Source organism: Staphylococcus sp. GDY8P131P, assembly GCF_017891975.1.
Lineage (GTDB): Bacteria > Bacillota > Bacilli > Staphylococcales > Staphylococcaceae > Staphylococcus > Staphylococcus nepalensis.
On the sequence record NZ_JAESKF010000006.1, the window covers coordinates 36,921 to 48,811 of the forward strand.

Annotated in this window: 9 protein-coding genes; 1 reads left to right on the forward strand and 8 read right to left on the reverse strand. The window is 33.6% G+C overall.

Annotated features, from left to right (window positions below; translation table 11 throughout):
* Positions 1-404 precede the first annotated feature (404 nt).
* The 7 genes from KA894_RS05780 to fakB1 form a co-directional block, all read right to left on the reverse strand.
* Positions 405-1,340: a COG3942 and LysM peptidoglycan-binding domain-containing protein gene (locus tag KA894_RS05780; protein WP_107643926.1), complete on the reverse strand. Its 936-nt coding sequence runs from the start codon at positions 1,338-1,340 to the stop codon at positions 405-407.
* Positions 1,341-1,927: 587 nt separating this feature from the next.
* Positions 1,928-3,032, reverse strand: a protein-coding gene (prfB, locus tag KA894_RS05785) for a peptide chain release factor 2 (RefSeq protein WP_119487895.1) whose coding sequence is annotated in 2 segments (ribosomal slippage) — positions 1,928-2,959 and positions 2,961-3,032 — 1,104 coding nt in all. Because the reading frame shifts where the segments join, the coding sequence is not laid out codon by codon here.
* Positions 3,033-3,280: 248 nt separating this feature from the next.
* On the reverse strand, positions 3,281-5,812 hold the full coding sequence (gene secA, locus KA894_RS05790) for a preprotein translocase subunit SecA (protein ID WP_103373010.1): 2,532 nt from the start codon (positions 5,810-5,812) through the stop codon (positions 3,281-3,283).
* A gap of 280 nt (positions 5,813-6,092) precedes the next feature.
* The gene (gene hpf / locus KA894_RS05795) at positions 6,093-6,659 is read right to left on the reverse strand and encodes a ribosome hibernation-promoting factor, HPF/YfiA family (protein WP_096810683.1); all 567 of its coding nucleotides are present in this window, start codon (positions 6,657-6,659) and stop codon (positions 6,093-6,095) included.
* Positions 6,660-6,725: 66 nt separating this feature from the next.
* The gene (locus KA894_RS05800; protein WP_103373012.1) at positions 6,726-7,385 is read right to left on the reverse strand and encodes a ComF family protein; all 660 of its coding nucleotides are present in this window, start codon (positions 7,383-7,385) and stop codon (positions 6,726-6,728) included.
* Positions 7,386-7,396: 11 nt separating this feature from the next.
* A complete protein-coding gene (locus KA894_RS05805; RefSeq protein WP_245337198.1) occupies positions 7,397-8,467 on the reverse strand; it encodes a DEAD/DEAH box helicase family protein in 1,071 nt (356 codons plus the stop codon).
* A gap of 316 nt (positions 8,468-8,783) precedes the next feature.
* On the reverse strand, positions 8,784-9,647 hold the full coding sequence (gene fakB1 / locus KA894_RS05810; protein WP_096810685.1) for a fatty acid kinase binding subunit FakB1: 864 nt from the start codon (positions 9,645-9,647) through the stop codon (positions 8,784-8,786).
* A 143-nt stretch (positions 9,648-9,790) separates the two neighbouring features.
* Here fakB1 and KA894_RS05815 point away from each other — a divergent pair, with 143 nt between their 5' ends.
* Positions 9,791-10,432 (forward strand): YigZ family protein, encoded by a 642-nt coding sequence (locus tag KA894_RS05815; RefSeq protein WP_096810686.1) that lies wholly within the window; start codon positions 9,791-9,793, stop codon positions 10,430-10,432.
* A 111-nt stretch (positions 10,433-10,543) separates the two neighbouring features.
* Here the strand turns inward: KA894_RS05815 and KA894_RS05820 are convergent, their stop codons facing one another.
* Positions 10,544-11,599: a glycosyltransferase family 4 protein gene (locus KA894_RS05820; RefSeq protein WP_096810687.1), complete on the reverse strand. Its 1,056-nt coding sequence runs from the start codon at positions 11,597-11,599 to the stop codon at positions 10,544-10,546.
* Between the last annotated feature and the right edge of the window lie 292 nt (positions 11,600-11,891).

The window sequence follows — 11,891 nt, forward strand, 5'->3', positions numbered from 1 at the left end:
ATACAACATATTTAATATAAATACATTTTCGCATCCATTTATTTAAGGACGTCATCATAATTAAGAGGCCGTGACATAAATAATGTCTCGACCTCAAATATGGTATCGTCAGCATATGGCTAAAATGAAAATAACTTAAGTTTAATTTCTAATGCATTATTGCTTATAAAGCGTTGCTTCTAAAGTACTACTTTTAAAGACATACTTATGCATGAGCTGAGCTCATGTAATACACTGAAACTAGCTAGTAGGAAAACTATAGCCCATGTATCACACTTGTTTCTAGTCATCTTTGCTAGGATGGGTAGCAACGTGATTTTAGAAAATACGTTTTCTGTGCCATATCATCGTTTCATATATAAATGCTTATTGTTCCTACTGAAATGGAATCTATTTTATGGTGGTTAATGAATGTAATTATATTGTCCTGTATTATGAATCGTTCTATAAGATTTTTGGCCAAAGCCGTTCCAATTCATTTCTGACACTAAAATGGATCCGTCCGTATTTTGACGTTCAACAACGCCTACGTGACCATAATTTCCGGCACTGCTTTGAATGATAGCACCTACTTCTGGTGTGGAATTAACCACGTAACCATTTTGACGTGCTGCTGACGCCCAGTTATTTGCATTGCCCCATAGGCTACCCACTGATTTGCCAAGTTGTTGGCGTCTATCAAATGCATAATACGTACACTGACCCCAATCATAGTAATTCTGTCCATTGGCTACAGTTTGAGACGGTTGATAATAACTATCATGATGACCAACGTCGTTTACTTCATTATTTGAAGCCACGGCATTTGAATATGACCAAGTCTGTTGATATACAGGCGTTGAATGATTGGATAACGATGTAAAATGATGTGTATTTGAAGCTGTTGATTCATTTATACTCGCAATACCAGACTCATTATTTTCATTGTTCGCACGTTGTGCATACATACTTGTTATTTGATTATTTAAATGCGATGAGCCCTTTTGCGACACAGCAATTAATTGTCCAGGATAAATGATTTCATTTAAATATGGATTTAATTGGTAAATTTCATCCAAAGTTAATTTATACTTATTCGCAATATCTTGTAGCGTGTCTCCTTCTTTAACTTCTACAATATCTGTATCTGGAAGTACTAATGTTTGGCCAACTTGAACTATTTGTACGTTCTCCAAGTGATTTAATGATTGTATTGTGTTTGTCGTTGTTGCAAACGCGCGCGCAATATCTGACAAGTTAGCCTCTTCTTTTACTGTATGAGTTTGATCAGCCGATGCTAATCCATTTATTCCTAAAAACAAAGCTGCTGATGTTACAGAAAATGTTAAGCCTTTCTTCATTATAAGTTTCAATCCTTTGCTGTCTAAATTTAATCAATCATAATATAGCATAAGCACTTAAGATTTAGGTGAATGTTATAGTTTTGTAATACAATAGATAATTATTAAAATATCTTTTAAAGTATAACGAATAAAAATCTTTCTATCTCTTGATACTGCCCCCTTATGTAAGAGGGCTGTTTTATATAAAAAAACGACTGTAACATTTTAGTTTGCGTTTTACATATAACTTAAAATATTTTAAATTTTTGATAAAAATAACACTAAACGCTATATACTTACTTAAAATGATTGATTACATCAACAACAACTTTAGGTGAATATTTAAAAAGAAAGATAATGAAATAGTAGCTTATTAAAAACAGGAGTGAGTTAGAAATCAAATAAACTAAATTGGTTTCTTATACTCGCTCCCGTCATAAAAATATAATGCGGTTAAGGTAACAACAAGCAAACTTAACTTCAAAAAATATATTGGTAGATAATTGAGGTAGTACATGCATTTATAGTTAACTGTTTTCTGGTCAGTCGTCAGAAAGTTTCCAACCTACTCAAGCTTTACTATTTTCAGTATAATACTCTTCTAATTAATCCATTTGGCTTCGTAAATACGCTTCAATAAATGGACCTAAATCACCGTCCATGACTGCGTCTACTTTTCCTGTTTCTTCATTCGTTCTATGGTCTTTAACCATTGCATAAGGATGGAATACATACGATCTAATTTGACTGCCCCATCCGATTTCTTTTTGTTCACCACGAATTGCAGCCATCTCTTGTTCTTGCTCTTCTATTTTTAATTGATACAATTTCGCCTTCAATGTTTTCATTGCTGCTTCTCTATTTTTGATTTGTGAACGTTCGTTTTGGTTATTCACAACGATACCTGTTGGATGGTGTGTAATTCTAATCGCTGATTCCGTTTTGTTGATATGTTGGCCACCTGCACCTGAAGCTCTAAATGTATCAACCGTAATATCGTCAGCATTGATTTCCACTTCTATTTCAGTGTTATTAAATTGAGGTATTACATCACATGATGCAAAGGAGGTATGTCTACGCCCAGATGAATCAAATGGTGAAATACGAACGAGTCTGTGCACGCCTTTTTCCGCTTTTAGATAACCATACGCATTATGACCTTTCACAATCATAGTCACACTTTTAACACCCGCTTCATCGCCTGGTAAATAATCTGCAATTTCAACTTTAAATCCTTTTTGTTCGCAATAACGTTGATACATTCTTAAAAGCATATTCGTCCAATCTTGTGATTCTGTGCCACCTGCACCTGGATGTAATTCAATGATTGCATCATTTGTATCATAAGGACCATCTAATAATAATTGCAATTCAAATTGATTTAGTTCTTTTTCAAAGTTGTTGACGTTTTCTTCTAACTCATTTTTCATAGAAGCGTCATCTTCTTCTAATAATAATTCTCTTGTTGTTTCCATATCTTCAATACTCGCTTCTAAACTTCTATAAGCATTGACAACTTGTTTTAAGGTATTATTTTTATCAATGATTTCTTGTGCTTTGTCTTGATTGTCCCAAAATGTAGGATCCGTCATCATTTCTTCGTATTCTTGTATATTCGTCTCTTTTTCTTCTAAGTCAAAGAGACCCCCTAAGCTGTTCTAATTTTTCCTTGTAAGCATCTAAGTTACGCTTCATTTCAGATAATTCCATTATGCATCTCTCCCGTTTTGTACGAATGAATATTTTCATTTCTATATTTATCACTATACTATCATACTTATTTTACAAAATTTAGAATAGTCATTTCAAATCAAGCATAGAAACAATACACTTGAACCTCACAAAAAAGCACCCTTTACAGATAGGCTAAAGCGTCTAATTGTAAAAGGTGCGTAGTATTCATGGTTTTATTAGTATCTATTCAACTGTCACAACAATATGCTGATTTTAAAGTATGACTAAGCACCATGACAGTTTTTGTATTTCTTACCACTGCCACAAGGACATGGGTCATTTCTGCCTATATGTTCATCTTTGACATATGGTTCCGCTTTGGCTTTTTCTTTTCCATCTTCTGCTGAAACATGTTCAGCTTTACCAAAATCAGTTGTCTTATCACGTTCTACATCATCTTCCACGGAAATAACTGATTTTAAGATATACTTGCTTACATCTTCCTCGATGTTCTGCATCATTGTATCAAATAGTTGGTGACCTTCATTTTGATAGTCACGTAATGGGTTTTGTTGGCCATAAGAACGCAAATGAATACCTTGACGCAATTGATCCATTGTATCTATATGATCTGTCCAATGTGTATCAATAGAACGAAGTAAAATCATACGTTCAAACTCATCAAATTGAGAGCCGATTTTCTCTTTTTGGTTTTTTAACGCAACCTCTATTTTAGACCATACAATATCAAAAATATCTTCATTATCTTTACCTTTAATCTCTTCTTCTTTTAATTCGCCTTCATTTAAGAACACGTCACCAATATAATTGATAAATGGCTCATAATCAGGCTCATCTTCTTCTTCACTTACATAATATTGAACGCTTCTTTCTAAAGTTGAACGAAGCATCGTATTAATTAATTCCCCGCTCTCATCACTATCAATGATATTATTACGCTCACTGTATATAATTTCACGTTGTTTGCGTAAGACATCGTCATATTCAAGCACACGTTTACGGGCGTCGAAGTTATTACCTTCAACACGTTTTTGTGCTGATTCAACGGCACGTGATACCATTTTAGATTCAATCGGTGTCGAATCATCCATACCTAAACGGTTCATCATATTTTGTAATCGTTCAGAACCAAAGCGCACCATTAATTCATCTTGTAGCGATAAATAGAAGCGGCTGTCACCTCTGTCACCTTGACGTCCTGAACGACCACGCAATTGATCATCAATACGACGTGATTCATGACGTTCTGTACCAATAACTGCTAATCCGCCAATTTCTTCTACGCCTTCACCTAGTTTAATATCTGTACCACGGCCTGCCATGTTTGTAGCAATCGTTACAGCACCGCGCTGCCCTGCACTCGCAATAATATCGGCTTCACGTTCGTGATTTTTCGCATTTAACACATCATGACGTACGCCATGCTTTTTCAATAAATTAGAAATATATTCACTTGTTTCAACTGCTACTGTACCTAGTAAGACAGGTTGACCTTGTTTATGTTTTTGAATCACATCTTCAACTACTGCGTCAAATTTACCTTTTTGGCTAATATAAATTAAATCTGGTTTGTCTATACGTTGAACAGGTCTATTGGTAGGAATTTGGGTTACTGTCATATTATAAATATTTCTAAACTCTTCTTCCTCTGTTTTAGCAGTACCTGTCATACCAGACAATTTATTGTACATTCTAAAGTAATTTTGGAAGGTAATAGATGCCATTGTTTTTGATTCATTTTGAATCTTTACGCCCTCTTTAGCTTCAATTGCTTGGTGCAAGCCTTCTGAAAAACGACGCCCTGGCATCGTACGACCTGTAAATTGGTCAACAATTAACACTTCACCGTTATTTACCATATAGTCTACGTCTCTTTGTAATGTCACATGAGCACGTAATGCTGTATTGATATGACTAATAATATCAACATTTTTCACATCGTACAGATTATCTATTTTAAACATACGTTCTGCTTTATCAATACCTTGTTCTGTTAATTGAACTGCTTTTGTTTTTTCATCATAATTATAGTCATCTTCATTTTTAAGCATTTTGGCAAAAACATTTGCTTGTGTATAAAGTGAAGTTGATTTTTCTGCTTCCCCTGAAATGATCAGCGGCGTACGCGCTTCGTCAATTAAAATAGAGTCAACCTCATCAATAATCGCAAAATTAAGTGGTCGCATTACGCGTTCTTCTGCGTAGTTCACCATATTATCACGTAAATAATCAAAGCCTAATTCGTTATTTGTACTATACGTAATATCGCAAGCGTAGGCTTCTCTTTTTTCAGCAGTTGTCTTGCTATTTAAATTCAAACCGACACTTAATCCAAGGAACTCGTATAGTTCTGCCATTTCTTCACTTTGTACACTAGATAAATATTCATTGACCGTGATTACATGTACACCACGTCCAGTCAGAGCATTTAAATACACAGGCATGGTTGCTGTTAATGTTTTACCTTCACCAGTTCTCATTTCAGAAATGTCGCCACCGTGAATAGCGATACCGCCCATAACCTGTACTCTATATGGCGTCATATTGAACACACGTTTCGAACCTTCTCTAACTAATGCAAATGCTTCTGGTAAAATATCATCTAACATTTTATTTTGTTTTTTAATATCTTCTTCTTCTTGCAATTGTTCTTGGAATGATTTTGTTTTTGCTTTAATTTCTTCATCAGTTAATATCGACATATCCTCTTCTAATGCAAGGACTTTGTCGGCTAATTTACCAAGGCGTTTTATTTCTCTTTTATTGCCATCTGCAATTTTTGATAAAAAACCCATTTTGTTCGCTCCTTTAGCTTTATAACTCTTTGTTTACAACAATTTATAATATCATTTATTAGCTTAAATTTACACTTATTACATTTATTGTTTTACTATTTCCGCTGCTACTTTACTTACAGTAGATTGAATATTTTACAATTCATTAGATAGAATATACATAAACCTACTGTCTTACTTTCAAATTATTACATAATAACACAGCAAAAAATGAGCGTCCATGATTTCACTCAATCATGAACGCTACAGTTTTACATATTATGGCGCTAATGCAACTGAATTATTCAGTTGTTTCAATCAGTCCATACTTTCCATCTTTTCTTTTATATACGATACTAGTACCATCTGTTTCACGGTCCGTGAATATGAAGAAATCATGGCCTAATAAATCCATTTGTAACACTGCTTCTTCTGAATCCATGGGTTTTAAACTGAAATTTTTTGAACGAATAATTTCGATTTCACTATCATTGTCATCGTTTTGAAGATTTTCTGCTTCTTTTTCTTCGGGCAATGATGCAAATGCTTCTTGTTCGTCATTTTTTCTATTTTTACGATTTACGCGTGTTTTGTATTTTCTAACTTGTCTTTCTAATTTGCTGTTAATTAAGTCAATACCCGCATATAAATCATCATGACGCTCTTCCGCTCTTAGTGTAACATTCTTCAATGGAATAGTTACTTCTATTTTAGTAGTTGAGTTTTGGTATGTTTTCACTTTAACGTGTGCGGTTGCATTGGGCACATTGTTAAAATAACGTTCTAATTTACCAATTTTTTCCTCAATATAGTTGCGAATCGCATCAGTAATAGTGAGGTTCTCTCCGTGAATTTCAAATCTGATCATAGTAATCGACTCCTTTAAAACCTCTATATTGGTAATAGTGCTTATCTATATAATACCACGAATCACCTAACGTGCAAACGTAAACACATCGAATTTTCTGATTTTTCTATCAAATAATAGTTGTGCGGCATGATGAGCCGTTAAACCCGTGGTATAGATATCATCTACCAACAAAATATTTTTTTCTTTTAAATCAACCATTGAGATAATTTCAAATGGATTCGCTAATTGTGCACGCATTGGCTTACTTAACTTTGATTGTTTAGGACGTGATTGCATACGAAGCAAGCAATGATAGTTAACTTGTTTTAAATCTAAAACAAATCGGACGGGGTTAAATGTTCTTTCTTGATCTTTATAAACGGAAGAAGGTATAGGCACTACATAGTCATACTTTTGATGAGGTAATCTTATTTTTTCTACTAATATCTCAGCAATTGCAACGTCTTTCATAAATTTGTATTGATGTATCATTTCTTTTACAATGCCATCATATTGGTATGCGCAGTACAATTTATCCATTAAATTAAATTTTTCGGACAAGAATGCACAATCTAGACATATTGTTTCTGCGACGTTTAATTGCTTCAAACACTTTTGACAACGACCATCTATCTCTAATTTCATTTCGTCCCACTGTTCGTTACATACAGTACATAGTTTTGATGCTTTCTTATAAAATGTGGTAGCGTTCAAGGATTCAAACAAACGTGTTTGGCATTGCATGCATGTCTTTTTCAATCAATCCACCCTCTTTTTTGTGCGAGTTTGTTCATTTTCTTTATACTATGCCTGGCTTGTAACATCGGTAGTGTAATACCTTCATGCATACACAATACAAGACCTGTGGGTGCTTCGGCTTTTCTCCCTACTCTACCAGCAATTTGGACGATAGCATTGGCTTCGAACAAATGACTATTTAAAATCAAGACATCTAAATAGGCCATGGTAAATCCTCTTTCTAAAATAGTCGTCGTAAATACAATTTGGTGGTCGCCTCGTCTCAAACGCTCTATTTTATCAAATCGTAACGCGTCATCACTATATACATAAGTTAATGAAGGCACCTCATTTTTATATAGATGAAATAAACGTTTCATCACATCAATATTATTAAAAAAGACTAAAGTGTAGCGCTGTTGTTCGATTTGTTGTTGCAAGTACTTTAATAATTTATATTGCTTTTTATGGGGATTTATTTTTAAAAATTGGAAGCGAGGTACTGGTAAAGGATATCTGTGGAAACGGGCAGGTAATGCTATAACTTCTAAGTGTTTAATTTGTCTCATTAAAACACGTGGAGGCGTAGCCGTCATCAATATATGACAGTGTTTAAACTTTGAGGCATGTACTAATGTCTGCATTAAGGTAGGATCTACAGATAAAGGAAACGCGTCGACTTCATCGACTATAATTAAATCGAAATGTTGTTTAAAGCGGTAAAGTTGATGTACTGTAGCAATAACAAAATGACCGTCAAATTGTTGTTGTGAAGATTGATGTAAAACGTCGATATCTTCATCAACAAAAGCTTTCTTAATTCTCATACTTACTTCTATCACTACATCGACCCGTGGAGATACAATAGCAATATTAAGCCCTTCATTTCTCGCATATTTAATGCCTTCAAATATCATTTCTGTCTTACCCGCGCCTGTGACTGCATGGAGTAATAATGAACGTAAATGCGCAATGGCTGTTACTATTTTTTTAGAAGCAAACTGTTGTTGTTCAAATAATTCAAAGGGCAATTGGTAATGACATGAGGATTTAACATTGTGGGTTTCAATTAGAAACACATCATTCATATTATCCACCCTGCCGATATTCACACAATTACGACAATAAACTATCTTTTTATCCAAAATTACAGACCTATATTGATAAAAATGGGATTGCCGAGTTGAATGACATTGTGAACAAATCCATCTTCCATGCTTAAGCGTCACCCCCTTAGAAATTTGTTTCACATGTTCTCCAGTTAATAATGCTCGATTATGAATCACTCTTCCATAGTATTTAATCTCTTATAACCTCCAAACAAAAAAGCGGATTAGAAATTAAGTATTCACTTTTAATTTCATCCTCCGCTCTATAAAATATCTAACCATTTTTTAATATATATTAATCTAAACGAATTGCTCTACCAGTGTACCCTAAACCCATACCGCCAGAACCTAGATGCGCTGCTATAACAGGCCCTAAATGAGAGTAGTGAACTTTATATTGCGGGTATTTTTCTTGTAATTCGTTATACATCCAGTCTGCATCTTCTTTAATATCGCCACCAATTACAAATAAAGTCACGTCTTCATAATCTTTAACTAAATGTATCACTTTATTTATGATTTCTTGTAATGCACGTTTTTTGGTACGTACTTTTTCATCCGGTAAAATAAGTCCATCTTCAAATCTTAAGACAGGTTTCATTTTTAACATTGTACCAATCCACGCTTGAGCACCAGTAATACGACCACTTTTTTGCAAATTTTTCAAATCATCGACCATCAATATCGCACCTGTCTCTGCACGCATCGCTTTTAAATCGTCGATAATTTCTATTGGTTCATAACCTTGTTCTATCATTTCAATTGCGCGAAGTACATAGCTTCCTTGTACCATTGCTGAAATTTTCGAGTCGAATGTATGAACATCGATACCTTCTACCATTTCCCCTGCTTGTGTAGCAGTTTGGTAACTACCACTAATACCTGCAGAAAGAAAGACACAAATAACATCTGTATAGCCTTCATCACGTAACTTTTCAAAATTCGTTATAAATTCGCCAATCGCTGGTTGACTTGTCGTAGGAATTGTTTTAGATGATTTCATTCTTTCATAGAATTCATCTGCTGAAATCGATGCATTTTCCACAAAATTTTCACCATTGTCAAAAGTTACACTTAACGGAGCAATTTTTATATTATATTTATCAATTAATGTTTGAGACAGATAACTCGTTGAATCTGATAACACAGCAATTTTCATCATAATCCTCCTCAATTATACTCACAACTATGATACATTATTTTATATTAAAAGAAAATTTATTTTTACATTAAACTCCAATTCATAACAGTGTATAATACGATATAATGAATTGATGTATACTATGACTGGAGTGATTAGACATGGACGAAGCAATCATTACAATAAAAGAAGCACATACAATAGAGAATGTAATTAGCAAATCGCGATTTATCGCCCATATTCAACCTGTTGAAACTGAAGCAGAAGCCAAAAATTTTATAAAATCTATAAAATCACAACATCACGAAGCAACACATAATTGCTCAGCTTATACTGTTGGTGATCAAATGAACATTCAAAAAGCAAATGATGATGGTGAACCAAGTGGAACTGCTGGCATACCGATGCTAGAAGTATTAAAAAAACTTGAAGTACATAACGTTTGTGTCGTTGTAACACGTTATTTTGGAGGAATCAAACTAGGGGGTGGCGGTTTAATTCGGGCTTACAGTGGCGCGGTGAGAGATGTCATTTATGATATAGGTCGCGTTGCACTCCGTTCAGCTATACCTACGACTGTAACGATAGATTACGACCTTACTGGTAAGTTTGAATATGAGTTAGAACGGACATCTTTTTTCTTAAGGGAAACGCAGTATACTGATAAGGTCAGCTATCAAATAGATGTAGTTGAAGCAGAGTATGAATCATTTATCTCATTTTTAAATAGCATTACTTCAGGTAAGTATGGCCTGATTAAACAAGATATGGTTCAATTACCATTTGATATACCAACAAACTAACCGGTATAAAAAAGATGTTTTATCATATAGTTAGTTCAATTAACATTTAAAATAACCGGTAATTTCAAATTCTGTTGAAATTGCCGGTTACTTTTTATGGTATGTCATTATTTATTTTTCTTTATGCCTATCTTTATTTTCAATTAATTTCAATAGTGGTTTGTAATCATCATCTATTAATCCTGTAAACTCTACGATAAGTTCGATTGTAATTAGTATTAGAATGAGCATCATAAGTACGCCCCACGGTTGTGATAAGTATAAGATGATACTCGAAAGACTAAATAACAATGCGATAGAATAAATAAGGATAACCGTTTGACGATGAGAATACCCCAATTCTAGCAATTTATGATGCAAATGTGATTTGTCTGCTTGCATAATATGTTGACCTTTTTTCACGCGTCGAATCATAGCAAACAGCGTATCAATAAATGGAACAGCTAAAATAACAATTGGGAAAAATAAAGACACAAACGTAATATTTTTAAAACCTAAGAGTGAAAGGAAGCCCACTATAAATCCGATTAGCAATGCACCACTATCACCTAAAAATATTTTAGCAGGATGAAAATTAAAGAATAAGAACCCTAATAGTGCACCAATTAGCACACTACAAATCATCATGATAAATATATTTGCTTGTAATATAGCTATAAACCCAATAGTCATTAAAGCGATAGTTGCTACACCAGAAGCTAACCCATCTAACCCATCGATTAAGTTAATCGCATTGGTAATCGCTACAATCCAAACGACAGTAATAGGAATACCTAATATACCAAAATGTATGGTTGGCCCAATTGGTAAAGATATGAAATCAATGGTTACACCATAGTATACTACAACTAATGCTGCAATCACTTGCCCTAATAATTTAATTATTGGCGTCAGATCATAGATATCATCTATTAATCCTACTAAGTAGATTAATACTGCCCCAATGACAAGTGGTTTCACTTCTGTTTCGATTGGATGTCCCAACCAAATACCTAGTAAAAAAGAAAGAAGTATAACGGTACCTCCAAGCACAGAGGTTGGGTTTTTATGTACTTTTCTAAAATTAGGCTGATCTACAACCCCTAATTTATGTGAAACTTTGATAACAATGGGTGTAAGTATTAAACTGACAATCATTGAAAAAATGATTAATAATAATGTATACATCAGTTCACCTTCATTAATTTAAGTCTTTAAAAATTGAATTTAAATATCAATTATCTATATATTTCAAATACGAAATTTTATTTATAATGAATACACATAGTGTGTTTTATGCCATAATAAAATTTATTTTTATTGAGTGATGCTATGAACAATCTCATTAATTCTATAATACATGATGTACTTTTGCTAATACAAATAGTAATGTGGTGGTTAGAGCAAAATAACTCGTAACTTAGTATTTTTATAGAATAATCAAATTATTTATTTTATAATCACTCAAATTAACATTTTA

Coding starts and splice junctions, on each gene's coding strand:
- secA (WP_103373010.1), bottom strand. CDS start 5,812: ATGGGTTTTTTATCAAAAATTGCAGATGGCAATAAAAGAGAAATAAAA.
- hpf (WP_096810683.1), bottom strand. CDS start 6,659: ATGATCAGATTTGAAATTCACGGAGAGAACCTCACTATTACTGATGCG.
- KA894_RS05815 (WP_096810686.1), top strand. CDS start 9,791: ATGGACGAAGCAATCATTACAATAAAAGAAGCACATACAATAGAGAAT.
- KA894_RS05820 (WP_096810687.1), bottom strand. CDS start 11,599: ATGTATACATTATTATTAATCATTTTTTCAATGATTGTCAGTTTAATA.
- KA894_RS05800 (WP_103373012.1), bottom strand. CDS start 7,385: ATGCAATGCCAAACACGTTTGTTTGAATCCTTGAACGCTACCACATTT.
- KA894_RS05805 (WP_245337198.1), bottom strand. CDS start 8,467: ATGAATGATGTGTTTCTAATTGAAACCCACAATGTTAAATCCTCATGT.
- KA894_RS05780 (WP_107643926.1), bottom strand. CDS start 1,340: ATGAAGAAAGGCTTAACATTTTCTGTAACATCAGCAGCTTTGTTTTTA.
- fakB1 (WP_096810685.1), bottom strand. CDS start 9,647: ATGAAAATTGCTGTGTTATCAGATTCAACGAGTTATCTGTCTCAAACA.